The sequence below is a fragment of the Cryobacterium sp. HLT2-28 genome (assembly GCF_004402495.1).
Lineage (GTDB): Bacteria > Actinomycetota > Actinomycetes > Actinomycetales > Microbacteriaceae > Cryobacterium > Cryobacterium mannosilyticum.
Map to the genome: position 1 here is coordinate 76,485 of NZ_SOFH01000011.1, position 24,254 is coordinate 100,738.

Sequence of the window (24,254 nt, forward strand, 5' to 3'; positions counted from 1 at the left end):
GGTTGCTCCGGCGCGAACAACGGCGTGTCGCGAGTTTCTCCACCCGAGCGGAGGCCGCGCGCCCGCGCCGGCACCGCCCGGTCGGCGGATCGGCAGGCGGCTGCGGTAGTTTGGGAGCAACCACACCGGCAGGCTCGGAGAGGAGAGCGTCCGTGTCAGCACTGGCATGGTCACCGCAATGAAACGTCGAACATTCCTGATCGGCTCGGTCTCCGGGCTCTCCGTTCTCGCGCTCACCGCCTGCGTGCCGCCGAGCCCCACGCCGTCGTCGACGCTCACCCCCAAGCCGTCGCCGACCGCGTCGCTCGTGCCGAAGCCGGCCATGATGCGCCGCACCTCCTGGTCGGCCGACCCGTTCGCCCGCGGCTCCTTCAGCTTCCCCGCAGTCGGGGCAACCCCCGAGCAGCGGGACGCGCTGAGCAAGCCCGTGCAGGACCGCCTGTTCTTCGCCGGCGAGGCCACCTCGCCCGACTTCCCCGGAACCGTCCAGGGTGCTCGTGAGTCCGGCCTCCGCGCCGCCCGCGAGGTGGGAGCCGCCGCCACAACCGGCGAGCGGATCGCCGTGATCGGCGCCGGCATCGCCGGCCTGTCCGCGGCGCGCGCGCTGCAGGAGACCGGCTTCGACGTGGTCGTGGTCGAGGCCCGCGACCGGATCGGCGGCCGGATCAACACGGTCAGCGACAAGAAATGGCCGTTCCCGATCGAGCTCGGCCCCTCCTTCGTGCGCCACAGCGGGCAGACCTCCCTCGACGAGGAACTCATCCGGCTCGGCGTCGCGACGGCGCCGTTCGGCCGCACGGTCGAGACCCGCACCCCCGCCGGACTGGTCGTGCCCGTGCCCGACATCGGGCCCCAGGCCGTCGCGGCCGCGCTGGCCTGGGCGGTGGACCAGCCCGCCGACGTGTCCGTCGCGCGGGCGCTCGCCGACTCGGGGGCGTCGAAGCTGTCGACGACGGATGCCGACACCGGCATCTCCGACACCGACTGGCTCGACCACGAGATCGCCGCCGTCCTCGACCTGAACGCAGGCGCATCCGTCGACCTGCAGTCCGCCTGGTACACCTCGACCGACCTGGGCGCCGACGACGACCGGATCGTGCTCGGCGGCTTTTCGACCCTGGTCACGGATGCCGCCGCCGGCATCGACCTGCTCGACTCCAGCGTGGTCACCCGCCTGGCCTACTCAGACGAGGGCGTCAGCCTGCGCCTCGGCAACGGCGAATCGCTCGGCGCCGACCGGGTCGTCGTCACGATTCCGCTTGGCGTGCTGAAGACCAAGGTGATGGAGTTCGCCCCGCCACTGCCGTTCGCCCATCGCGGCGCGATCGCGGCGCTCGGCGTCGGCACGCTGGACAAGATCTGGCTGCAATTCGACCAGCCGTTCTGGGACACCGAGGCGCCGCTCTGGACCACGGTCGGCGGCGACGGCGACTTCAAGGTCTGGATCAACATGGTGCCGCTGACCGGCGAGCCCGTGCTGATGGGGCTGGTGGCGGCTGAGAGCGCCCTTCGCCTCGCCGAGGTCGACGACGACGAGTTCCTCGCCGCCGCACTGGCCAGCCTGGAACCCTTCCTCGCACCGGTGCCGACCCCGAAATAGCGAAACCGGGTCTGACCGGGCGGTGGAAAACAACCCCCCGCGATTCCCAGCGAGGTGGTGTAGAGTGCTTGCAACGTCCAGTCGTTGAGAAAAACTCCTTTTTTGAGGAGCACTTTCATGCAGGTGCAGTCCATCGCGGTGCTAGCCCAGAGGGCCAGCCGTTGCCCGATCGGAACTGCCGTTGGAATCCGCCGGGTCTCCACCCAGTGCGTCCTGGCCGGGTCTTCCTTCGGCCACCCGGCGCGGTCGCCGCTCGGGTGCACCGTCCCCACCCGCGGCCGCAGTTCCCCCGGCTTGACCGCTTGATTGAACGTGCCTCATGGATACCCTGCTGGATCTCGACTCCGTCGTCCTTCTCGATTTCGACACCGACCTGCCCTGCGAAGGCTCGCACCATGTGCGCGGCCTGAGCGGGCATTCTCCCACCGCCCCCGGCGCCTACATGGTGATCTCGCCCTGCTGCGGACCCAAGGTCGTGCAGTGCTCCCCGCGGGTGCACGCGATGCGGCACTCGGGCGTGCTCTACTGCGGCGCCTGCCGCAATGAGCACCTCACCAGCGACTACACCTTTATTCCGCTGTAGCGGCGGCGACCGCGGCCGGGATGCGCCGCCACGGACGCGGCGACAGCCGCGACGTGGCCGTGAGCACGGCCGCGATCCCGGTGAACAGCGCCACCGCGACCAGGCTGTAGAGCAGGGTCTCGAGCGGTCCGCTGACCTGGGCCGGGTCGAGGAAGAAGTAGGGATACCAGCCGACCAACGCGCCGCGCGCAAGGGTGAACGCACCCCACAGACCGGGCACGAGCATCACCCAGGCGGTGGTCTTCCAGGGCAGGCGGGCCTTTCCGGCATCCGTCAGCCAGTCGAGCAGGGCGATGCCGGGGATCCAGAAGTGCAGCAGCTGGCTGGACCAGGGCACCTCGATCGTGTAGTCCCGCGACGAGGACTGGATCACGATGGTCAGGAAGACGATCCCGGATACGATGATGTAGGTCGTGATCAGCAGCCGGAACCAGTCCAGCCAGGGTGGGTCGACCGCCCGTCTGAAGGCGACGACGGCGCCGGCGACGAACGCGACGACCGCGCCCATGCCGGTGAGCACGGTGAAATAGCTGAAGTAGTTGTAGACGGCGAACGTGGCGAAACCGAGCACATAGTCGAAGTAGCCGAGCAGGGCGACGACGCCGGCCACCGCCAGCACCACCCGGCCGACGCCGAACGCCTGGCGCACGCTGAACCGCGCCCCGGTGCGAGCCCGGGCGGTGGCCGGTGCGAGCCCGGACGGTTCCCGCCGTGCCCGGCCTGCGGGCGCGACGAATCGCCGCGACGCTGCCTGGATTCCGCGCGCCGTCGTCTTCGTCCGAGCGGGTTCGGATGCTCGCGCGCACATGCCTCCACGCTACGCCAGCATCCCGGACGCCTCCTGACCCCGGCCGGGGGTGGAAATGGGCGACGGGACACGCGGCCGCGCACCGGGGAGTGCCGGAGGCGCCGGCTCAGAAATCTATCCGGAACGCGGTTTCGCCCAGCGGCTCCAGTTCGGAGGTCTCGACCGACTCGACCAGGGCCGACGGCGGACCATGGGCGAGCCAGTCCAGCATGGCCGACACGGCCGCGGGGTCACCTTCCGCCTCCACCTCGACAGCGCCGTCGCGACGGTTGCGCACGAAGCCGGCCACACCGAGCCGGTCGGCCTCGGCCTGCGCGTAGTACCGGAACCCCACGGCTTGCACGACGCCGCGGACGACGGCGCGGGTGCGCATCCGTTTCATCGCTCAGACCCGTTCATGCTCCCAGTGTGCCCCGGATCGGCCGCCGGTAGGGGCTCGTCAGCTGCCGCACCGGCAATCCCTGCCACGTATCCTGCAGAAGAGTGCGGATGCGAGCACGCGTGCCTGCGGTTAACTCAGGAGATTCTCGATTCCGATCCGGACGACCCGCGGAGCCGTGCGGAACTGAGGGCGGTGAATCGCGGCCGCGCCGCGTTTCTCCTGAGTTAGCCCCCGATCCGGCTGCGAATTCGCCCGGATCGGCCGGGAACGGCAGCGAACCGGGGCGGTCAGGCGGAGTCGCGCCAGACGATGGGGGTCTCCAGCAGGATGCCGTCGGTCGGCTGCTCCTCGCCGCGCAACTGGCCGAGAACGCACTCCGCCGCGGCCGCCCCGAGCCCGAAGGCCGGCTGGTGCACGGTGGACAGGTGCGGCTGGGTGCGGAGGGCCCAGGTGCTGTCGTCGAAGCCGACGACGCCCACGTCGCCCGGCACGCTGCGCCCCGCATCGCGGAGCGCTTCGAGGGCTCCGGCCGCCACGGCGTCGGATGCCGCGAACACGCCGTCGATGCCGGGCTCGCGGGCGAGCAGAGCGCGCATCCCGGCCGCCCCGTCGGAGTAGGTGTAGAGCGGAACGCGCTCGACGAGGTTCGGGTCGAAACGGGAGCCGAGGGCGTCGGTGAAGCCGGCCAGGCGGTCGGCGCCGGAGTCCCGGTCGAGCGCCGCCGCGATCATGCCGATCCGGCTCCGCCCCGTGCCGATCAGCCGCTCGGTGATCGCGCGCGCCGACCGGCGGTTGTCGATGCCCACGAAGGGGAGCCGGCGCAGGTCCGGCGGGTGCCCGACGAAGGCGGCCGGCAGGGCGAGCTTCTCCACGACCCGGATCATCGGATCCTCGTGGCGGGCCGAGACGATGATGACCCCGTCGACGAACCCGCCGCTCAGGTAGCGGGCCACCCGGTCGGTGTCGCGCTGCGAATCGATCACGAGGCTGACCATCTGGTAGTCGGCACGGGAGAGCACGGTGTTCGCGCCGAGCAGGATGCCGCCGATGTTCGGGTCATCCAGGAACAAAGAGTGCGGCTCGTGCACGATGAACCCGACCGCCTGCGAGCGCTGCATCACCAGGTTGCGGGCGGCGTTGTTCGGCACGTAGCCGACCTTCTCGATCGCGGCCTCGATCGCCGTGCGGGCCGCCGCCGAGACATAGGGTTCGTCATTGACGACCCGGCTCACGGTGCCGCGGGACACCCCGGCCTCCACGGCGACGTCGTGGATGGTCGCACGCTTGCGCCTTGCCGGAACGGTCACCATTCGATAACTGTAGCCCCCGATTTTCCCGAATCGGCTTGACACGGGCGCGCGCCGCTACTTAGTGTGTGTACGTTCACAGAATCTCGACGGAGAGTTTTCGCTCCCCGGACTGTGCACGTTCACAGAGTCGTCGACGAACGCAATGGAAGCACGGTCAGGGAGCACATGAACTCGCGAGCAGCAACCGAGGAGAGCCAGGTCCCGGCCACCCCGTTCAGCCACGACGGCATCGCCTTCGGCTGCGACTACAACCCGGAGCAGTGGAGCCCCGAGGTCTGGGTTCAGGATGTCGCGCTCATGCAGGAGGCCGGCGTCGACCTGGTCGCCGTCAACATCTTCGGCTGGTCCCAGCTCGAGCCGAGGCCGGGGGAGTACGACTTCACCGCCCTCGACGCGATCATCGACCTGCTGCACGCCGGCGGCATCCGGGTGAACCTGGGCACCGGCACCTCGTCGCCGCCGCCGTGGCTGACCACGCTGCACCCCGAGATCCTCCCGATGACGGAGGACGGCACCACCCGCTACCCCGGCGGCCGCCAGGCCTGGTGCCCGAGTTCCGCGGTGTTCCGCGAACGCGCCCTCGCCCTGGTCGAGAAGGTGGCCGAACGCTACGGCAACCACCCGGCGATCGCGCTCTGGCACGTGTCCAACGAGCTCGGCTGCCACAACGCGCTCTGCTACTGCGACGACACCGCTGATGCCTTCCGCGCCTGGCTGCAGGCCCGCTACGGCACCATCGACGCGTTGAACGCGGCCTGGGGCACCTCATTCTGGAGCCAGCGCTACGGCCAGTGGAACGAGATCCTCACCCCGCGGCTCACCCTGTCCAGCCGCAACCCCGGCCAGGCCCTCGACTTCCACCGGTTCAGCTCGGACGAACTGCTCGACTACTACCGCCGGGAGGCGGCCGTGCTCCGCCGGCACAGCACCGTGCCGGTGACCACCAACTTCATGGTCGCCGCGCACATCAAGAACCTCGACTACTGGTCCTGGGCGCCGGACGTCGACGTGGTCGCCAACGACCACTACCTCGACAACCGGCTGGCCGACCCCACCACCGAACTGGCCTTCGCCGCCGACCTCAGCCGCGGCCTCGCCGGTGGCGCACCCTGGCTGCTGATGGAGCACTCCACCGGGGCGGTCAACTGGCAGCCGGTGAACCTGGCCAAGACGCCTGGGGAGATGGCCCGCAATTCGCTCACCCACGTCGCCCGCGGCGCCGACGCGGTCTGCTACTTCCAGTGGCGCGCCTCCCTGCAGGGCTCGGAGAAGTTCCACTCCGCCCTGGTGCCCCACGCCGGCACCGACACCGAGCTCTGGCGCGACGTGGTCGACCTGGGCGCCGCCATCGGCCGGCTGGGCGAACTCGCCGGCACCACGGTCGTGGCGGATGCCGCGATCATCTTCAGCTGGCAGGCGCAGTGGGCCGGCGACGGGGAATCCCGCCCGTCGCACGAGGTGCGCTACCTCGACCAGGTCCTCGCCGCCTACACCGCCCTGCGCGAACTGGGCATCACGGTCGACGTCGTCTCCCCTGACGCGGACCTCTCCGGCTACCGCCTCGTGGTCGCCCCCGCCCTCTACCTGGTCACCGACGCGCAGGCCGCCAACCTCACCGGCTACGTCGCCGCCGGCGGCCACGCCGTCGTCACCTTCTTCAGCGGCATCGTCGACGAGGACGACCGGGTGCGCACGGGCGGTTACCCCGGTGCGTTCCGGGACCTGCTCGGCATCACCGTCGAGGAGTTCTTCCCGCTCGCGCCCGGCGGACAGGTCGCCCTCGACACCGGCGCCGCCGCGAGCCTGTGGACCGAACGGCTCCGCCCGACCGGCGCCGAGGTGATGGCCCGCTACCTGAACGGCCCGTTGCCGGGCATCCCGGCCGTCACCCGCAACCCGCACGGCGCCGGCACCGCCTGGTACCTGGCCACCGCGCTCGAGGCCGGGGCGCTGCGCGACCTGATGCGCACGGTCGCACAACAGGCCAGGGTGACCGCGGTCGGCCCGGAGAGCGACGGCTCGGTCGAGGTCGTCCGCCGGACGAGCGCCACCGCGAGCTACCTGTTCATCATCAACCACGGCGGCATCGAACTCACCCTGCCGGCCGCCGGCCACGAACTCATCACCGGTGAACCGGTCGGTCGCGTCGTGCGCGTTCCGGCCGGCGCCGTTCGCGTCATCAGAGAGGACACCGCATCATGAGCGCACCCGCCGCTTCACTCACGGATGCCCCGGGCGGCGCCGCCCGGCCATCCAAGTCCAGGGCCAGGAAGCCGCGCACGCCGAAGGTGCGGGTGCAGCACACCGGGGCGATCCTCGCCTTCGTGCTCCCGTTCGGCATCCTGTTCGGACTGTTCTACCTGGTGCCCATCGGTTACGCGATCTACGAATCGCTCCTGGTGATCAAGCGCGAGGGCACCTTCGGCGCAGCCACGGAGGTGTTCGGCGGTTTCAGCCAGTACATCCTGGTCTTCCAGAACGGGCCGTTCTGGCAGTCGATCGGGCGGGTGCTCATGTTCGGCGTCGTGCAGGTTCCGATCATGCTCGGTCTGGCGCTTCTGTTCGCCCTGCTGCTCGACTCGCCGCTGCTGCGCGGCAAGCGCTTCTTCCGGCTCGCCTTCTTCGTGCCCTACGCGGTACCGGGCGTCATCGCGGCGATCATGTGGGGCTACCTCTACTCGCCCAACCTGTCGCCGTTCAGCGCGGTCACCGAGAACGTCGACTTCCTCTCGGCCGACCTCGTGCTGTGGTCGATCGCGAACGTCGTCACCTGGGTCTACGTGGGCTACAACATGCTCATCATCTACTCCGCGCTGCTCGCCATCCCCACCGAGCTCTACGAGGCCGCCCGCCTCGACGGGGCCGGCCAGTTGCGGATCGCCTGGTCGGTGAAGATCCCCCTGATCATGCCCGCGATCGTGCTCACCGCGATCTTCTCGATCATCGGCACCCTGCAGCTGCTCGCCGAACCGCAGGTGTTCCGCAGCTTCAGCTCGGCGGTGACCAGCACGTTCACCCCGAACCTCACCGTCTACACGACCTCGTCCATTCCGAACGTGAACCTCGCGGCGGCCTTCTCGGTCGTGCTGGCCGTGGCCACGTTCATCCTGTCCTTCACATTCCTGAAGTTCACCCAGCGGAAGGAAGCCAAGTGAGCACCATGATCCCCGCGCCCGCGCAGCCCGCGCGCGGCATCCGCCCGGCGCAGTCGAAGACACCGAAGGCGCCACTCGCGCAGCGGGAGAGCCCGTTCGCCCGCGGCGGCGCCCTGATCGTGATGGGCGTCTTCACCCTCTACTTCCTGGTGCCGATCTGGTGGCTGCTGGTCGCGGCGTCGAAGAACCGGTCCCAGTTCAACACCACGAACCCGCTCTGGTTCGCCGACTTCTCCCTGTTCGAGAACATCGGCAACCTGGTCGCCTACCGTGACGGCGTCTACCTCAAGTGGATGCTCAACAGCGCCCTCTACGCCGGTGGCGGCGCGGCCATCGGCACCATCATCGCCGGGATGTGCGGTTACGCGCTCGCCAAGTACCGCTTCCCGGGCCGCGAACTCATCTTCAACGTCGTGCTCGGCGGGGTGCTCGTGCCCGCCACCGCCCTGGCGCTGCCGCTGTTCCTGATCTTCTCCCAGATCAGCCTCACCAACACGTTCTGGTCGGTGTTCCTGCCGAGCCTGGTCAGCCCGTTCGGGGTCTACCTCGCCCGCATCTACGCCTCGGCCAGCGTGCCGGACGAGCTGATCGAGGCCGCCCGCCTCGACGGGGCCGGCGAGGTGCGCACGTTCTTCACCGTTTCGGTACGGATGATGGTGCCCGCCCTGGTCACGGTCTTCCTGTTCCAGTTCGTCGCCATCTGGAACAACTTCTTCCTGCCCTTGATCATGCTGCGGGACGAGACCCTGTTCCCGGTCACGCTCGGTCTCTACGCCTGGAACTCCCAGGTGAACCAGATCCCCGTGCTGCGCGATTACGTTCTGATCGGCGCCCTGTTGTCGATCATCCCGCTGATCATCATCTTCCTTCTCCTCCAGCGCTTCTGGCGGAACGGCCTCAGCGCCGGTTCGGTCAAGTAGCCCCAAGCCGCTCCTCCCGCATCACCCGCACCGCAGCAGTATCCGCGTGGACAGCCCAGGCGGATTCCACCCCCCCCCAAGAGAAAAGAAGAAACAGAATGCGAATGAAGAAAAGAGCAGTCGCCGTCGCCTTGCTCACGGCGGCCACCGTTGCCCTCACCGGCTGCGCCACCTCCGGCTCCACCGGCACCGACGCCGCAGCCTGCGCCCCGTCCAAGGGCAAGGTCGACCTGACCTTCACCACCTGGATTCCCGGCATGGAAGACACCGTCGCAGTGTGGAACAAGGCCAACCCCGACATCCAGGTCAAGGTGCAGACCGGCCCGAACGGCAACGGCGGCACCTACCAGAACTTCTTCAACCAGCTCAAGGCCGGCAACGCGCCCGACCTGGGCCAGATCGAATACGACGCGCTGCCGAACTTCCGGGTGCAGGACGGCCTGACCGACCTGGCCGCCTGCGACGGCGTGCTCGACGCGAAGAGCGACTTCGTCGACTGGACCTGGGGTCAGGTGAACTTCGGCGAGGACAAGTCGGTCTACGCCATCCCGCAGGACGCCGGCCCCATGGCCATGTTCTACCGGACCGACCTGTTCAAGGCGAACAACATCGAGATTCCGACTACCTGGGCCGAATACGCCACCGCGGCGGAGAAGATCCGCGCCACCGGCGGCTACATCACCAACTTCTCGCAGAGCGACATCAACCAGTTCGCCGGGTTCGTCTGGCAGGCCGGCGGAAAGTGGTTCAAGAACGACGGTGACAAGTGGACAGTCGACCTGACCGACCCGACCACGACCAAGGTCGCAGCCTACTGGCAGGACCTGATCGACCGGGACCTCGTCTCGACGAACCCGCCGTGGACCGATGAGTGGAACAACGCCTACAACTCCGGCAGTGACTGGACCTGGAACTCCGCAGCCTGGGGTGCCAACTCCATCGCCAGCGGCGCCCCGGACACCGCGGGCAAGTGGGCCGTCGCCCAGTCCCCGCAGTGGAAGGCCGGCGACAAGGCCAGCGGCAACTGGGGTGGCTCGTCCACCGCTGTTTTCAAGGGTTCCAAGCACCCCTACGAGGCCGCGAAGTTCGCGCTGTGGTTGAACACCTCCGCCGAGTCGCTCACGATGCTGAACAAGTCCGCCAACCTCTACCCGGCGGCCAAGTCCGGCCTCGACCTGCCCGCGCTCAAGGAGGGCGTGCCGTTCTACGGCGACCAGGCGATCTACGACGAGTTCGCGACCGCATCCGCCCAGGTCTCCCCGGACTTCGTCTGGGGCCCGACCATGACCCAGACCTACAATGATGTCTCAGACGGCTTCAAGGGCGCGGTCAGCGGCAAGGGAACCCTCGCCGAGGCGTTGAAGGTCGGCCAGGCCAACACGATCGCGGCCATGTCGGCGCAGTCGATCCCGGTCAACAAGTAGCACGCGCACGACCCTGAGTCGGGGTGGCCGGTCCTCGCGGCCGGCCACCCCGGCTTGTTCCACGAAGGCCGCCAGCCTGGCCCGTTCCCTTCTTTCGCGCACCGACGACCAGTTAGCAGCAGACCACGTGAGCACCCCTGCACCGACCTCAGCCGCGTCGGGTGCCCCGTCGATGGTCCACCACCTCCGTGCCGCGGGCGCCGGCCTTGTGCTGGATGCCCGCGGCCCGGGCGTTCCCGTCATCGTGCACTGGGGCGGGGACCTCGGTGCGCTCTCCGACGCCGAGTTGGCCGTGCTCGCCGATTCGGCCGTGCCCGCCATCCCGCCGAGTTCGGTCGACATCCCGCTCCGTCTCACTCTGCTGCCCACAGCCCGGGAGGGCTGGAGCGGGCGCCCCGGACTCACCGGGTTCCGCGTCGGCGACGGCACGCCCCCGCTCGACCTTCGCCTGGCCCTGGTGCGCCCGGCCGGCCCGCTCGCCCTGGCCGTGCTGCTGACGGATGCCGCCGCCGGCCTCGACCTGCGCACCGACCTCGAACTCACCGTGCAGGGTGTGCTGCGGGTGCGGCACACCCTCACCAACACCGGCAGGTCGGCCTTCGAACTCGGCTCGCTCGACGTCACCCTGCCGGTGCCCGACCGCGCAGCGGAGCTGCTCGACTTCACCGGGCTGTGGAGCCACGAGCGCCGGCCGCAGCGCGGCATCCTGGGCCAGGGAGTTTGGAGCCGTGAGGCACGGCACGGCCGCCCCGGCCACGACGACGCGTTCCTCACCGTCGCCGGCACGCCCGGGTTCGGCTTCCGCACCGGCGAGGTGTGGGCCACTCACCTGGCCTGGAGCGGCGACAAGCACACCTGGGCCGAGCGGAGCCCGCTGGGCGCGGCAACGCTCGGCAGCGGCGAGCTGCTCGCGCCGGGGGAACTCAGCCTGGCCGCCGGGGAGAGCTACTCCTCGCCGTGGACCGTGGCCGTGTACTCGGCTGCCGGGCTCGACGGGCTGTCGGCCAGGCTGCATCCGTGGATCCGGTCCTGGTCGACGCTCCGGGCGGCCGGGGCGCCAGGCGGCTCGCCCGGCCGCCCGGTCGTGCTGAACACCTGGGAGGCGGTCTACTTCGACCACGATCTGCCCACGCTGAGCCGCCTCGCCGACGTGGCCGCGCGGGTCGGCGTCGAACGGTTCGTGCTCGACGACGGCTGGTTCACCGGGCGTTCCGACGACCGGCGCGCACTCGGCGACTGGTTCGTCGACCCGGCCACCTGGCCGGAGGGGCTGCACCCGCTGATCGACCATGTGCGCGGGGCCGGCCTCGACTTCGGCCTCTGGGTGGAACCCGAGATGGTGAGCCTGGACTCCGACCTGGCCCGGCGGCATCCGGACTGGGTGCTCGGCACCGACGGGTCGCCGACCTGGCGGTTCCAGCGGGTGCTCGATCTCGACAACCCGGATGCCTTCGCCTGGCTCTTCGCTCGGCTCGACGCCCTTCTCACCGAGTACCCGATCAGTTACCTCAAATGGGACCACAACCGCGACCTGCTGGCCGGCTCGGCGCACCGGCAGACGGCCGCCCTCTACCGGCTGATCGACGCCGTGCGGGCCGCGCACCCTCAGGTGGAGATCGAATCCTGCGCGTCGGGCGGCGCCCGGATCGACCTCGGCATCCTCGAACGGGTCGACCGGGTCTGGACCAGCGACACCAACGACCCGCTCGAACGGCAGCTGATCCAGCGCTACACGGGCGTGCTCGTGCCGCCGGAATACCTCGGCGGGCACCTCGGCGCGGCGACCGCGCACACCACAGGGCGCACCGCCGACCTCGGGTTCCGGCTCGCCACCGCCCTCTTCGGCAGTGCCGGCATCGAGTGGAACCTCACCGAGGCGAGCGAGGCCGAGCTCGACGCGATCGCGGACTGGGTCGCCCGGTACAAAGCGCTCCGCCCGCTCCTGCACTCCGGAACGGTCGTGCACGCCGACACGAGCGACCCCGCGCTAGAACTGCACGGCGTCGTCTCGGCCGACCGCTCCACGGGGGTGTTCGCCTACGTGGCCCTAGCCGCCGCGCGCGCCGCCCTGCCCGCCCCGCTCCGTTTCCCGGGCCTCGACCCTGACCAGAGCTACCGGGTGGCCCAAATCACCCTGGGCGGCGCCCCGCGCACGGTGCAGGATGCCCCGCCCGGCTGGCTCGCGGCGGGCGGCATCACCCTGCCCGGCTCAGTGCTCGCGGTCATCGGACTGCCCGCGCCGCTGCTCTCCCCGGAGCAGGCCGCGCTCTACACCGTCGACGTGGTGCCGGCGCCGCGGTAGCCCGTGCCCCGTTGCCGGTCGAGTTCCACCATTCCGGTCGAACCCTACCGGTGCGCGGGTCGGTTTCGACCGAAAGGGTTGATCTCGGCGGGGGAGGCACCTCGAGCCCGCCATTCGTGCCCCGCGCACCGCGGCGCCGCCCGGGGGAACCCACCCGGACGGCGCCGCTCGCTCACGCTGAAGGCCGGCTAGTAGGTGATCACCACGCGGCCGTCGATCTTGCCGTGCTTCATCTCGTCGAAGACGTCGTTGATCTCGTCGAGGCCGCGGGTGGTCACGGTCGGGTGGATCAGGCCGCGGGTGAAGAAGTCCAGCGCCTCGGCCATGTCCTTGCGGGTGCCCACGATCGAGCCTCGGATGGTCAGCCCCTTGAGCACGATGTCGAAGATCGGCGCCGGGAAGTCGCCCGGCGGCAGCCCGTTGAAGACGATCGTCCCGCCGCGGCGCACCTCCCCGATCGCGTGCGCGAACGCCCGCGGGTGCACGGCCGTGACGAGCACGGCGTGGGCTCCGCCGGTCTCTCGCTGGATGACCTCGATCGGGTCCTCGTTCATCGCGTTCACGGTCAGTTCCGCGCCGTGCAGGCGGGCCAGGGCGAGTTTGTCGTCGGCCACGTCCACGGCGACGACACGGAGGCCCATCGCCTTCGCGTACTGCACGGCCAGGTGGCCGAGCCCGCCGATGCCGGAGATGACGACCCATTGGCCCGGCTTGGCCTCGGTCATTTTGAGGCCCTTGTAGACGGTGACGCCCGCGCAGAGAACCGGGGCGACGGCGACGAGGTCCATGCCCTCTGGAATGCGAACGGCGAAGCGGGAGTCGACCAGCATGTACTGGCCGAACGACCCGTCCACGCTGTAGCCGCCGTTCTGCTGCTGTTCGCACAGGGTTTCCCAACCGGTCTGGCAGTATTCGCAGCTGCCGCACGCCGACCAGAGCCAGGCGTTCCCGACGACGTCGCCGACCGCGAGGTCGGTGACGCCCTCGCCGAGGGCGACGACCGTGCCGACACCTTCGTGGCCGGGGATGAACGGCGGGCTGGGCTTGACCGGCCAGTCGCCCTCGACCGCGTGCAGGTCGGTGTGGCAGACGCCGGTGCTGATGAGTTTCACGAGGGCCTGGCCGGGCTCGGGCGTGGGGATCCGGACATCCTCGATGGCCAGGTCGTGGCCGAAGGTCCTGACCACGGCGGCCTGCATGGTCGTAAGGGTGTTGGTTCCCGGCGTCTCGCGGCCGGTCTCGCGGGTGGTCGTTTCAGTCAATGTCATTGCTTCACTCCCTAGTACGAACGTCATCGTCCGTGGTCCGAGGCTAGGTGGAGGTGCGTTGCGCGGGCTTGCGTGCAACGTTGCGCACACCGTCACGGGTCCTGATGTCGCTGGTGGCGAGGCCACGCGCCGACCGGAGCAAGGGCATGTCGCACAGCCTTTGGATGATCCGTCCAATGATTCGGGTCGCCGTGCCCGCTAGATTCGGGAAGACCCACCCACGGGGACCGGTTCCCCGTGTCCTCACTGAACGGAGCAGGCGTGCAGCAGATCGACGGGTCCGACCGGCCCCTCTCCCGTCCACTCGACGGCATCCTGGTCGCAGACTTCTCCCGGGTCCTGGCAGGTCCGCTCGCCACGATGACGCTGGCCGACCTGGGGGCGCGGGTGATCAAGGTGGAGCGGCCGGGCAGCGGCGATGACACCCGCTCGTGGGGTCCACCGCATTCGGCAACCGGTGCCACCTATTTCGAGGGCGTCAACCGCAACAAAGAATCCCTGACACTCGACCTGGCGGATGCCGCCGACCTCGCCGCCGCCCGACGGCTCGCTCTCCGCGCCGACGTGCTCGTCGAGAACTTCAAACCGGGCGGGATGGACCGCCTCGGACTCGGCTACGGCGATCTGACGGAGGAGAATCCGGGGCTCATCTACGCGTCGATCACCGGTTTCGGCAGCATCGGAGGGGCCGACCTGCTCGGCTACGACTTCATGGCGCAGGCGCTGGGCGGGCTGATGAGCATCACCGGTGACACGGACAATCCGATGAAGGCGGGCGTCGCCCTGGTCGACGTGCTCACCGCGAAGGACGCGACGATCGGAATCCTGGCCGCCTTGCACGCGCGGGCGACGACCGGGCTCGGTGCGCGACTGGAGCTGAACCTGTTGTCGAGCCTGCAGGGGGCACTCGCCAACCAGGCCCAGGCCTACCTCGGCGCCGGCGTCGAGCCCCGACGGATGGGCAACGCCCACCCGTCCATCGTGCCGTATCAGCTGCTCGCCTGCGCCGATGGCCCGCTGGCGGTCGCCTGCGGAAACGACGGGCAGTTCGCCCGGCTCGCGGGGGTGCTCGGTGATCAGTGGCTGGCGTCGGATGAGCGGTTTGCGACGAACCAGGCCCGCGTCCACCACCGCGTGGAACTCGTGGACATCCTCGAGACGAGGCTCCGAGAGGCCCCGGCTCGTTCCTGGCACGAACGGCTCACCGCCGCGGGCGTCCCGGCCGGCCGGGTGTCCACCATCGCGGAGGGGATCGACCTGGCCGATGCGCTGGGACTGGAACCCACCATCGAGGTGCAGGACGCGTCGGGCGTGACCGTGGGACGCCAGATCCGGCATCCGGTCAGCTGGACGCCGCCGTTGGCTCCGCGCACGGCCGCGCCACCGGCCCTGGGCGAGCACAGCTCTGCGATCCGCGCCTGGCTGGCTGCACCCTGATCTTCAGCCGACGGGCGACCGATCGGCGCCGCGCAGGGCCAGCCACAGGTTGGCCGCGACGTCGGGGTCGTCGAGGTCCGCGTCGATGAGAGTGCTGGCGATCGCGATTCGGTGCCTCAGCGAGTTGCGGTGCAGGTCGAGGTCGCGGGCGGTGGCCTCCCATTGGCCGCGGTGGCGCAGGTAGCTGCGCACTGTTCCCACCAGATCCGACCTGGTGTAGCCCCTGAGCGCATCGACCCAGGCTTCGGAGCGAGGGTCGAGGGCGTCGACGAACGGGACGAGGTGCCCGGGCGAAGCCCGCCGGCAGGCCCGGCCGACCTCGGAGACGGCGCCGGCGAGCTTGGCCAGGAGCAGCGGCTCGCTCAACGCCGCCGCGAATCGGCCCGGATCCACGGCCGGCTTGAACGTCCTGTCCGCGGCTGCCGGCGGTTGCTCCTCCCGCGGCGCCGTTGCGGCCGGTTCGGCATTCGGCTCCTCGATCACCAGATAGCAGAGACCCTCGACGGTGCATTTCAGCCCTGATCGCCGGATGCTGCGTCGCAGTTCCGCGGAATCCTCGCCCGGTGTGAGTGCGGCGACCAGGTCGGCCAGCTCGTCGACGCTGAGCAGGTCCACCCCCTCGCCCGTGACGGCCAGCAGTCGGGCCCGCTGCGTGAGCGGGGCGAGGCCGAGTTCGGCCGCGGCGATTCGCGCGGCATCGACATGACCGTGCAACAGCAGGGCCGCCGCGGTTCCGCGCAGGATCGTGTTGGCCCGGCTGAGCTCCCAGGCCTGCTGCACCGTGACCGACAGGAGCATGCAGCCGGTCAGCATGAGTTGGCGGTCGGAGGGGCGAAGCGGCCGCCCGGCCCCGACCGCAAGGAAGCCGGCCGTGCGCTGGTCCGCGATGATCGAGTACTCGACGACGTCGGTCCCCATCAGGGGGAACGTGGCGGCCGTGTGGGTTCCGGCCAGGTTGAGCCGCGCCGTTTCTTCGCGCAGTTCCGGCAGCACCCGGCTTTCCGCCGGCGGCCAGATCGATTCCGCGGTTCCGTCTGCGGGGAGGTACACGGCCCAGCCGCCGAGTGCCTCGGCGAGTGCCTTGACGACGGATGCCGCTGCCCCCGGCCGCGTGGCCGCGCGTGCGAGCCCGGTCTGCAGACCGAGGTTCGCGGCGAATTCCGCCTGTTCCCTGGTTGCCAGGAGATCCCAGTAGGCCCGCGAGACCTGCATGAACGGCGTGCCATCCGGCACGATCAGCAGCGCCAGTTCGGCCTCCCGGCAGACCTCGACCAGTTCGGGGGGAACGGTGTCGGTGCCCGCGCCGAGTCCCAGGCCGAGCGCTGCGACTCCCTTGTCGACGAGACGGCGGACGTATCGGCGCACCTGATCGCCGCCTCCGGAGAGGGGGATCCCCGTGGTCAGCAGAAGCTCACCGCCGCCGAGGTACGGTGTCGGGTCATCCAGCTCCGAGATGTGCACTCCGGTGAGGATGCGGCCGACGGGGCGCCCTTCGGCTGCCCAGTGGAGATCGTTTCCCAGTCGTTCCTGAAGCTGCGTCAGGCTCATTGTCGCCACGTGGGGGCCCTTTCGACTCTGAAACGGGGAATACCTTGGACACTCTAGCCAAGACCCGGCAGGTTCCTGGACGCTTCGCACGATGTGGGGCGTGATGCCCTCGCCTACATTTGGGCGATGGACACAGCGACCGTTCCCCAATCCCGTCTACTCCGCACCGTGATTCCGGGGCCCCGGTCCTCGGCTTTGCACGCCGAACGGGTGCAGCAGGTCTCGAGCGGGTTCGGGATCGCCCTGCCGGTGTTCATCGACCGGGCCGAGGGCGGCATCCTGCGGGACGTCGACGGCAACCGGATCATCGACTTCGCTTCGGGCATCGCGGTCACCAGCGTCGGAGCCGCCAACCCGCTCGTGCAGGCCCGGGTCGCCGAGCAGCTGGACCGCTTCACCCACACCTGTTTCATGGTCACCGAGTACGACTCGTTCACCGCGGTCTGCTCCTGGCTGAACGCCCACACTCCCGGCGACTTCGACAAGCGCACGGCGCTGTTCTCCACCGGCGCCGAGGCCGTGGAGAACGCCGTCAAGATCGCGCGGGCCGCGACGGGCCGGGCGAAGGTCCTCGTCTTCGACGACGCGTACCACGGACGGTCCCTGCTGACCATGGCCATGACAGCGAAGGACAATCCGTACAAGGTCAGCTTCGGACCCTTCCCCACTGAGATCGTGCGTGCGCCGATGGCGGCTCCGCTGCGCTGGCCGAGCGGCGCGGAGAATGCCACGACGGATGCGCTCGCCCGGGTGGAGGCGATCCTGGCCGAGCAGGGCCCCGCGACCTTCGCCGCCATGGTGATCGAGCCGATCCAGGGCGAGGGCGGGTTCATCGTGCCCGCGCCCGGATTCCTGGCCGGGCTCCGAGACCTGGCGACCCGGCACGGCATCGTCTTCGTGCTCGACGAGGTGCAGGCCGGGATGGGACGCACCGGCACGATGTTCGCCAGCGAGCACGAGGGCGTCGCCGGGGACCTCCTCGTCACGGGCAAGGCGCTCGGCGGGGGGCTGCCGCTGACCGCCGTGACCGGGCGCGCGGAGCTGATGAACGCCGTGCACACCGGTGGACTGGGCGGCACCTACGCCGGCAACCCGCTGGCCTGCGCGGCCGCGCTCGGCGTCTTCGAGGCGTTCGAGAACGGGGACCTGCTGGCCGGGGCGCTGCGGATCGAGAGGACCGCCCGCCGCATCCTGGAGCCGCTCGTGGCCGAGGATTCCCCGATCGTCGACTTCCGCGGGCGCGGCGCCATGCTCGCGATCGAATTCGCCGACCGGGAGACCCTCGAGCCGCGCCCCGAGCTCGCCACCGCGGTCGCCGCGCGCTGCCACCAGCAGGGGGTGCTCGTGCTCGTCTGCGGAACCTACGGCAACGTCATCCGTCTGCTTCCCCCGCTCGTCATCGGCCAGGATCTGCTCGAAGACGGGCTCCTCGTGCTGCGGGGAGCCGTCGAGTCCGTCTACGCCGAGCAGTCCGTCGGCGCGGCGGTGCACGCGTGAACGGGCCCGTGGCACCGGCAGCCGACCCCGGCGTTGAGCCCGGCGTCGACCCGAGCTTCGACCCGCGCACGGGGGAGCAGCACGGCAGCGTCCCGCACACCGCGCCCGAACAGGTCGCCGAGATCCTGCGGCGGGCGCTGGGCGCGGCTCCCCGCATCGCCGGCACCAGCCCCGCGACCCGGGAGGCCTGGCTCGCCGCGGTCGCGGACGCCCTCAGGTCCCACGAGGACGAACTGGTGCAGCTCGCCGGCGAGGAGACCGGCCTCGGCGCGGACCGGTTGCGCGGCGAACTCGCCAAGTGCGCCGCCAGCACCGTCTTCTACGGCGCGGTCGCGGCCGAGGGTAGCTACCTGGGCGCCGGCACCGAGGGCATCGGCGGCGATTCCACCCTGTCCCGGTGGAACATCCCGGTCGGCCCGGTCGCGGTGTTCGGAGCCAGCAACTTCCCGTTCGGGTTCGGAGTGATCGGCCACGACGTGGCTTCGGCGCTCGGCGCCGGCTGCCCCGTCGTCGTCAAGGCGCACCCGGCCCACCCGCGCCTCAGCGTGCGGCTGGCGGAGCTGGTCGCCGACGCCCTCGACCGGGCCGGGGCCCCCGTGGGCAGTTACGCCCTCGTCGTCGGCTTCGACGCGGGACTCCAGCTCGTCGACGCCGCGGAGATCACCGCGGTCGCGTTCACCGGCAGCCAGGGCGGCGGGATGGCGCTCGTGGAACGCGCCGCCGCGCGCGGCGTGCCGGTCTTCGCCGAGATGGGCACCGTGAACCCGGTCTTCGTCACGACGGATGCCGCGGCCGACAGCGCGGGGATCGCGGCCGGCTTCGTCGGCTCCTTCACCCTCGGGGCAGGCCAGTTCTGCACCAAGCCCGGGCTGCTCTTCGCGCCCGCCGGTGCCGGCATCTTCGACGCCGTGCGGGCGCAGCTCGGGCAGGTACCCCGGGCCCCGTTGCTGACGGCCGGGATCGCGCGCGGCTACCGGGCGGGTCTGGCCGGCCTCGCCAGGGCCGCCGAGGCCACCGGCACCGGCGCCGAGGCCACCGGCGCCGAGGCCACCGGCGCCGAAGCCGCGGACACCTTCCTCGACCCCGCCGACGGTTACGCGGCCGACCCGCAGGCCTTCCTGGTGCGGGTGGAGCAACTGCACCCCGGCTCGCGCCTGCTGGAGGAGTGCTTCGGCCCGGTCGCGCTCATCTGCGAATACGCGGACGCCGCCGGGGCGCTCGACGCCCTCGTCCGGCTGCAGCCTAGCCTGGTCGCCTCAGTCTTCACCGGCGGTCCCGGCGACCCGGAATCGGCGGGGGTCGTCGCCCGGTTGCTCGGCCAGGTCGGCCGGGTCGCGCTGAACGCGTGGCCGACCGGAGTGGCCACCAGCTGGTCCATGCAGCACGGCGGGCCGTGGCCGGCCACCTCCCGGTCCGACGCGACCAGCGTCGGCGCGGGCGCGCTGGACCGATTCGTGCGGCCGGTCGCGGTGCAGAATGCCGATCCGGCGCACCTGCCGGCGGCCCTTCACCCCGACAACCCGTGGCGCATTCCCCGGCGCATCGACGGCCGCCTGACGCTGCCCACAGCCTGACTGCGCACGCACCAGACACCGCGCACCCTGACTTCCGGCACCACCCGACGAAAGCGAATCCCATGACTGATCTCTCGACCCATCTCGAACCCGCACTGTCCGACTCTCCCGCCGGCATCGTCGGCGCGCCCCCGATCGACACCTCGGACCTGATCGACATCGACTCCCTGCTCACCGCCGAGGAGGTGGCCCTGCGCGCTTCGGTGCGTGCCTTCGTCGATTCGACCATCCGGCCGAATATCGCCGGCTGGTACGAGAACGCGGTCTTCCCCCTGGAGATCGTGCCCGAGATGGCCAGGCTGGGCCTGCTCGGAATGCACCTGAAGGGCTACGGCTGCCCCGGCCGCAGCGCCGTCGAGTACGGGCTGGCCGCGCTGGAACTCGAGGCCGGGGACTCGGGCCTGCGCACCTTCGTGAGCGTGCAGGGATCCCTCGCCATGAGCGCGATCCACAAGCACGGCTCGGAGGAGCAGAAGAACGAATGGCTGCCGGGGATGGCGGCCGGCGAATACATCGGATGCTTCGGGCTGACCGAACCGAACTCGGGCTCAGACCCCAGCAGCATGACCACCTTCGCCCGCCGTGACGGCGACGACTGGGTGATCACCGGCACGAAGCGCTGGATCGGGCTGGCCGCCGTCGCCCAGGTGGCCGTGATCTGGGCGATGACCGACGACGGGGTGCGCGGATTCGTCGTGCCGACCGAGACGGCCGGGTTCACGGCCACCGTGATCGGCCCGAAACTCTCCATGCGGGCCTCCATCCAGTGCGAGATCGACCTGGACAACGTGCGCCTGCCCGCCTCGGCGGTGCTGCCGAAGGCCAGGGGGCTGAGCGGCCCGTTCGCCTGCCTGAACGAGGCGCGCTACGGCATCATCTGGGGTGTCATGGGTGCGGCGCGAGACAGCTACCTCACCGCCCTGGCCTACGCCGGCGAGCGGATGCAGTTCGACAAGCCACTGGCCGGCTACCAGCTGACCCAGCAGAAGCTCGTCGACATGGCGCTGGAGATCAACAAGGGCACGTTGCTCGCCCTGCACCTCGGCCGGCTCAAGGACGCCGGAACGCTGAAGCCGCACCAGATCTCGATCGGCAAACTGGGCAACACGCGTGAGGCGATCACGATCTGCCGCGAGGCTCGCACGGTGCTCGGCGGCAACGGCATCACGTTGGATTACTCCCCGTTGCGCCATGCGAACAACCTCGAGAGCGTGCGCACCTATGAGGGCACCGACGAGGTGCACACGCTCGTCATCGGCAACCACATCACCGGAATCCCGGCCTTCCGCTGAGCTTCCGTCCCCGGTTCCACCCGCATTGAACACCCCACTCATCATCAAAGGAGATCGAATGAGTTCGCTAGCCATCATGGACGAGGCCCCCACCTCGAAGTTCCACCGGAAGCTTCTGATCGCGTGTTGCGGGGGACCGTTCCTCGACGGGTACATCCTCAGCCTGATCGGAGTCGCCCTCGTCGGATTCGTCGCGGATTTCCCGGTGAGCCCCGTGCAGGTCGGCCTGATCGGGGCGGCATCACTGATCGGCATGTTCTTCGGGGCCATCGTCTTCGGCACCCTCACCGACCGCATCGGCCGCGAGAAGATGTACGCCGTCGACCTGATGGTTCTCGTGGGAGCCTGCTTCCTCACCGCGTTCGTCCAGGGTCCGTGGCAACTCATCGTCCTGCGATTCATCATCGGCCTGGCCATCGGCGCGGACTATCCGATCGCCACGTCGCTGCTCACCGAGTTCACACCCGTGAAGAAGCGCGGCTACATGATCGGCCTCTCCGCCCTCGCCTGGGGGCTCGGTGCGATGACCGCCTTCCTGGTCGGCTGGGTGATGGTCACCGCGTCCGGCGGCTACGGGCTGTGGCGGTGGATGCTGCTCAGCGGCGCAATCCTCGGTGTCATCGTGGTGGTCATTCGTCGCGGCATCCCCGAATCGCCGCGCTGGCTCATCCAGAAGGGCCGGATCAGTGAGGCCCACGACGTGATCGAACAGGTCTACGGCCACCGGGACGTGTCCCTCAGCACGGTCAACACCGAGGACAAGACCCTGCCCACCCTCGAGGCTCTCCGCCTGGTCCTCAGCCGGAAGTACCGCAAGCGCGTGATCATGTGCGGCGTGCTGTATTTCGCCCAGATCACCCCGCAGTACGCGATCTACATCTTCGGCCCGATGATCCTCCTGTCCTTCGGCCTGGAGGGAGGCAGCCTCGACATCATCGGGACGGCCGTGATCAGCCTCCTCTTCGTCATCGGCAATGCGGCGGCCCTGAAGCCGGTCGAGACCCTCGGCCGGCGCCCGATGACGGTCATTCCCTTCGCCCTCATGGCGGTGCCGCTGCTGGCGCTCTGGCTGCTTCCGCACGGGCCCGTGTGGTTCGTCATCCTGGCGTTCTGCTTCTACGCGTTCGTCTCCGGCGGTCCCAGCCTGATGGAGTGGATCTACCCGAACGAGCTCTTCCCGACCGAGATCCGTGCGACCGCCGTCGGCATCGTCGTCGCCATCAGCCGGATCGGCGCGGCCACGGGCACATTCCTGATGCCGATCGGCCTGGACCACCTGGGCGTCAGCGGGGTGATGCTGATCGGGGCGATCCTCACCGTGATCGGCTTCGTCGTCACCTACGCGTGGGCGGTCGAAACGAAGGGGCGTTCGCTGGAGGACACCTCGTCGATCGCGATCATCACGCCCGAACAGCTGCGGGATGCCAGGGTGGCGGCCAGGTAGGGCCGCGGACGCGCGGCGCCACCCGAGGTGAACTCACCCGGTCGGCGCCGCTGCTGCGTCTGCTCACGGGGTGAATTCACCCGGTCGGCGCCGTTGCTGCGTCTGCTCACGCTACCGCACGCACGCTCAGCCGCCACCATCGATGCCGGCCCGCCCCGGCCCGCCCCAGGCGTACCGGCGCTGGCCGGCCGGAGACCGCCGGCACACCGGACTCGCTGGTGCATTGAATGCTTTAGCAGCTAAACTAAATCCACTGGATGGGAGCGGGGGATGATGGGCAGGCAGGCGGGCATCGCGGACGGGGGCCGGGAGGGTGGCGCGAACCGACAGCAGGGCCTCGCCCGGGTGCTCGCGGCGATCGGCACGGTCAACCGCGAGTTCACGGCGCGCGGCAGCTACCCGTTCCAGGGCCGGGCGCTGGGGCGGTCCCAACTGGACCTCCTCTTCGTGCTGTCGCAGGCGACCGGCACCGCCACCCGTAGCGGCACCGGCGGCGTGGGCGTCGGCGGCCTGGCCGCCGCGCTCGGCGTGACCAGCGGCGCGGTAACCCAACTCGTCGACGCCCTCCGGTCGGACGGCCTGGTCACCAGCGAGGTCAATCCCGCCGACCGCCGGGGTCGCATCATCCGTCTCACGGCCGACGCCGCCGTGGAGGTCGACGCGTTCCAGCGGGACTACGCCGTCGCCCTGGCGCCGCGATTCGACGCCCTGACCACCGCCGAAGTGGCCGAGCTGGAACGGCTGCTGAACAAGGTCCAGGCGGCGCCGAACCCGGCGCCGGCATCGACGGACCCGGGGCGCAGGCCCGCGGGCGAAGAAGAAATGAGCACCTGATGGGCAGCATCCTCGTGACCGGGGCCTCCGGAACGGTGGGGCGGGCGGTGGCCGGCGCCCTGGTCGCGGCCGGCGAGGATGTCGTATCGGCGGTGCGTGCTCCGGGGCCCGGCGGCGATGCCTCTGGCGCAGGCATCGCGCCGGGCAGTGAGGCGCGCGCGTTCGACTTCGCCGTCCCGTCCGGCTGGGCGGGCGCCTTCACCGGGGTGGACCGCCTGTTCCTGCTGCGCCCTCCGGCGATCGCGAACGTCGGGGACACCTTGCTCCCGGTGATCGATGTGGCGCTGGAGCAGGGCATCCGTCAGATCGTGTTCCTCTCCCTGCAGGGCGTGCAGTTCAACACCGCCACGCCGCACCACGCCGTGGAGAAGCACCTGAGAGAGCGGAAGGCGCCCTACACGTTCCTGCGGCCGAACTTCTTCATGCAGAACCTGTCGACCGTGTACCGGGACGAGATCCGGGAGCGGAGCGAGATCTACCTGCCGGCCGCCGGCGCCCACACGGCGTTCATCGATGCCAGGGACATCGGCCGGGTCGCCGCCCGCGTGTTCACCGAACCGGGGCATCTGGGCAGGGCCTACACGCTCTCGGGCGAGCAGTCGCTGACCTACGACCAGGTCGCGAGCATCCTCTCGGAGGTGCTCGGCCGGCGCATCAGCTACGCCCGGCCGACCGCCGCGGAGTACAGCGCCAGACTCGCGGCCCGGGGTGCCTCCACGGACTTCATCGCGGTGCAGGAGATGATCTACCGGATCGTGCGGCTGCAGGTGTCCGCACTCCCGAACCGTGCCATCCGTCGGCTCACCGGAGCGCCGGCGACGTCATTCCGGCAATTCGCGATCGACCACCAGGCGCTCTGGGGGTAACCGGCTGACC

The 24,254-nt window shown here is 70.1% G+C and carries 19 protein-coding genes; 14 read left to right on the plus strand and 5 right to left on the minus strand.

Going from position 1 to position 24,254, the window contains the following annotated elements; genetic code table 11:
• Window positions 1-178: 178 nt before the first annotated feature.
• Complete coding sequence (locus tag E3O48_RS05325) at window positions 179-1,600, plus strand: NAD(P)/FAD-dependent oxidoreductase (RefSeq protein ID WP_166788613.1); 1,422 nt, start codon at window positions 179-181, stop codon at window positions 1,598-1,600.
• A gap of 319 nt (window positions 1,601-1,919) precedes the next feature.
• Window positions 1,920-2,183 carry a hypothetical protein gene (locus E3O48_RS05330; RefSeq protein ID WP_134506076.1) on the plus strand — a complete coding sequence of 88 codons (264 nt, stop codon included), beginning with the start codon at window positions 1,920-1,922 and terminating at the stop codon, window positions 2,181-2,183.
• Here the strand turns inward: E3O48_RS05330 and E3O48_RS05335 are convergent.
• The 3 genes from E3O48_RS05335 to E3O48_RS05345 all read right to left on the minus strand — a co-directional run bounded on the left by E3O48_RS05335 (window position 2,170) and on the right by E3O48_RS05345 (window position 4,683).
• Window positions 2,170-2,991, minus strand: a complete 822-nt coding sequence (locus E3O48_RS05335) for a Pr6Pr family membrane protein (protein WP_134537579.1) — start codon at window positions 2,989-2,991, stop codon at window positions 2,170-2,172. The genes E3O48_RS05330 and E3O48_RS05335 overlap by 14 nt on opposite strands.
• 106 nt (window positions 2,992-3,097) lie before the next feature.
• A complete protein-coding gene (locus E3O48_RS05340) occupies window positions 3,098-3,373 on the minus strand; it encodes an acylphosphatase (RefSeq protein ID WP_241982411.1) in 276 nt (91 codons plus the stop codon).
• Between the two features lie 287 nt (window positions 3,374-3,660).
• A complete protein-coding gene (locus E3O48_RS05345; RefSeq protein WP_134537580.1) occupies window positions 3,661-4,683 on the minus strand; it encodes a LacI family DNA-binding transcriptional regulator in 1,023 nt (340 codons plus the stop codon).
• 165 nt (window positions 4,684-4,848) lie between these two features.
• Between E3O48_RS05345 and E3O48_RS05350 the strand changes: the two genes are divergently transcribed.
• The 5 genes from E3O48_RS05350 (at window position 4,849) to E3O48_RS05370 (ending at window position 12,484) form a co-directional block, all read left to right on the plus strand.
• A complete protein-coding gene (locus tag E3O48_RS05350) occupies window positions 4,849-6,885 on the plus strand; it encodes a beta-galactosidase (RefSeq protein WP_134537581.1) in 2,037 nt (678 codons plus the stop codon).
• Entirely contained in the window at window positions 6,882-7,838 is a 957-nt protein-coding gene (locus E3O48_RS05355) for a carbohydrate ABC transporter permease (protein WP_134506066.1), read from the plus strand. Before E3O48_RS05350 ends, E3O48_RS05355 begins: the two co-directional genes overlap by 4 nt.
• Window positions 7,839-7,843: 5 nt before the next feature.
• The gene (locus E3O48_RS05360; protein WP_134506129.1) at window positions 7,844-8,758 is read left to right on the plus strand and encodes a carbohydrate ABC transporter permease; all 915 of its coding nucleotides are present in this window, start codon (window positions 7,844-7,846) and stop codon (window positions 8,756-8,758) included.
• A 98-nt stretch (window positions 8,759-8,856) separates the two neighbouring features.
• Window positions 8,857-10,182: an ABC transporter substrate-binding protein gene (locus E3O48_RS05365; protein ID WP_134537582.1), complete on the plus strand. Its 1,326-nt coding sequence runs from the start codon at window positions 8,857-8,859 to the stop codon at window positions 10,180-10,182.
• A 127-nt stretch (window positions 10,183-10,309) separates the two neighbouring features.
• Window positions 10,310-12,484 (plus strand): alpha-galactosidase, encoded by a 2,175-nt coding sequence (locus E3O48_RS05370; RefSeq protein ID WP_370249232.1) that lies wholly within the window; start codon window positions 10,310-10,312, stop codon window positions 12,482-12,484.
• A gap of 188 nt (window positions 12,485-12,672) precedes the next feature.
• Here the strand turns inward: E3O48_RS05370 and adhP are convergent, their stop codons facing one another.
• Window positions 12,673-13,683, minus strand: a complete 1,011-nt coding sequence (gene adhP / locus E3O48_RS05375) for an alcohol dehydrogenase AdhP (RefSeq protein ID WP_134506125.1) — start codon at window positions 13,681-13,683, stop codon at window positions 12,673-12,675.
• A 315-nt stretch (window positions 13,684-13,998) separates the two neighbouring features.
• On the opposite strand from adhP, the gene E3O48_RS05380 reads away from it, so the two are divergent.
• Window positions 13,999-15,189 (plus strand): CaiB/BaiF CoA-transferase family protein, encoded by a 1,191-nt coding sequence (locus tag E3O48_RS05380; RefSeq protein WP_241982414.1) that lies wholly within the window; start codon window positions 13,999-14,001, stop codon window positions 15,187-15,189.
• 3 nt (window positions 15,190-15,192) lie between these two features.
• Here E3O48_RS05380 and E3O48_RS05385 read toward each other — a convergent pair whose 3' ends face one another.
• On the minus strand, window positions 15,193-16,737 hold the full coding sequence (locus E3O48_RS05385; RefSeq protein ID WP_134537583.1) for a PucR family transcriptional regulator: 1,545 nt from the start codon (window positions 16,735-16,737) through the stop codon (window positions 15,193-15,195).
• 126 nt (window positions 16,738-16,863) lie between these two features.
• Between E3O48_RS05385 and E3O48_RS05390 the strand changes: the two genes are divergently transcribed.
• The 6 genes from E3O48_RS05390 to E3O48_RS05415 all read left to right on the plus strand — a co-directional run bounded on the left by E3O48_RS05390 (window position 16,864) and on the right by E3O48_RS05415 (window position 24,244).
• Entirely contained in the window at window positions 16,864-18,234 is a 1,371-nt protein-coding gene (locus E3O48_RS05390; protein WP_134537584.1) for an aminotransferase class III-fold pyridoxal phosphate-dependent enzyme, read from the plus strand.
• A complete protein-coding gene (locus tag E3O48_RS05395) occupies window positions 18,231-19,808 on the plus strand; it encodes an aldehyde dehydrogenase family protein (RefSeq protein ID WP_241982412.1) in 1,578 nt (525 codons plus the stop codon). Before E3O48_RS05390 ends, E3O48_RS05395 begins: the two co-directional genes overlap by 4 nt.
• A 62-nt stretch (window positions 19,809-19,870) precedes the next feature.
• On the plus strand, window positions 19,871-21,100 hold the full coding sequence (locus E3O48_RS05400) for an acyl-CoA dehydrogenase family protein (protein ID WP_134537585.1): 1,230 nt from the start codon (window positions 19,871-19,873) through the stop codon (window positions 21,098-21,100).
• Window positions 21,101-21,158: 58 nt separating this feature from the next.
• Complete coding sequence (locus E3O48_RS05405) at window positions 21,159-22,544, plus strand: MFS transporter (protein ID WP_198413029.1); 1,386 nt, start codon at window positions 21,159-21,161, stop codon at window positions 22,542-22,544.
• A 270-nt stretch (window positions 22,545-22,814) separates the two neighbouring features.
• Window positions 22,815-23,378 (plus strand): MarR family winged helix-turn-helix transcriptional regulator, encoded by a 564-nt coding sequence (locus tag E3O48_RS05410; RefSeq protein WP_134537586.1) that lies wholly within the window; start codon window positions 22,815-22,817, stop codon window positions 23,376-23,378.
• Window positions 23,378-24,244: an SDR family oxidoreductase gene (locus tag E3O48_RS05415; RefSeq protein WP_134537587.1), complete on the plus strand. Its 867-nt coding sequence runs from the start codon at window positions 23,378-23,380 to the stop codon at window positions 24,242-24,244. Before E3O48_RS05410 ends, E3O48_RS05415 begins: the two co-directional genes overlap by 1 nt.
• Window positions 24,245-24,254: the final 10 nt, after the last annotated feature.

Bases quoted from the DNA above. Each gene is read 5' to 3' on its own strand.
- E3O48_RS05340 (WP_241982411.1), bottom strand. From the start codon at position 3,373: ATGAAACGGATGCGCACCCGCGCCGTCGTCCGCGGCGTCGTGCAAGCC.
- E3O48_RS05350 (WP_134537581.1), top strand. From the start codon at position 4,849: ATGAACTCGCGAGCAGCAACCGAGGAGAGCCAGGTCCCGGCCACCCCG.
- E3O48_RS05385 (WP_134537583.1), bottom strand. From the start codon at position 16,737: ATGAGCCTGACGCAGCTTCAGGAACGACTGGGAAACGATCTCCACTGG.
- E3O48_RS05355 (WP_134506066.1), top strand. From the start codon at position 6,882: ATGAGCGCACCCGCCGCTTCACTCACGGATGCCCCGGGCGGCGCCGCC.
- adhP (WP_134506125.1), bottom strand. From the start codon at position 13,683: ATGCAGGCCGCCGTGGTCAGGACCTTCGGCCACGACCTGGCCATCGAG.
- E3O48_RS05410 (WP_134537586.1), top strand. From the start codon at position 22,815: ATGATGGGCAGGCAGGCGGGCATCGCGGACGGGGGCCGGGAGGGTGGC.
- E3O48_RS05325 (WP_166788613.1), top strand. From the start codon at position 179: ATGAAACGTCGAACATTCCTGATCGGCTCGGTCTCCGGGCTCTCCGTT.
- E3O48_RS05360 (WP_134506129.1), top strand. From the start codon at position 7,844: ATGATCCCCGCGCCCGCGCAGCCCGCGCGCGGCATCCGCCCGGCGCAG.
- E3O48_RS05345 (WP_134537580.1), bottom strand. From the start codon at position 4,683: ATGGTGACCGTTCCGGCAAGGCGCAAGCGTGCGACCATCCACGACGTC.
- E3O48_RS05335 (WP_134537579.1), bottom strand. From the start codon at position 2,991: ATGTGCGCGCGAGCATCCGAACCCGCTCGGACGAAGACGACGGCGCGC.
- E3O48_RS05400 (WP_134537585.1), top strand. From the start codon at position 19,871: ATGACTGATCTCTCGACCCATCTCGAACCCGCACTGTCCGACTCTCCC.
- E3O48_RS05330 (WP_134506076.1), top strand. From the start codon at position 1,920: ATGGATACCCTGCTGGATCTCGACTCCGTCGTCCTTCTCGATTTCGAC.
- E3O48_RS05390 (WP_134537584.1), top strand. From the start codon at position 16,864: ATGGACACAGCGACCGTTCCCCAATCCCGTCTACTCCGCACCGTGATT.
- E3O48_RS05415 (WP_134537587.1), top strand. From the start codon at position 23,378: ATGGGCAGCATCCTCGTGACCGGGGCCTCCGGAACGGTGGGGCGGGCG.
- E3O48_RS05405 (WP_198413029.1), top strand. From the start codon at position 21,159: ATGAGTTCGCTAGCCATCATGGACGAGGCCCCCACCTCGAAGTTCCAC.
- E3O48_RS05365 (WP_134537582.1), top strand. From the start codon at position 8,857: ATGCGAATGAAGAAAAGAGCAGTCGCCGTCGCCTTGCTCACGGCGGCC.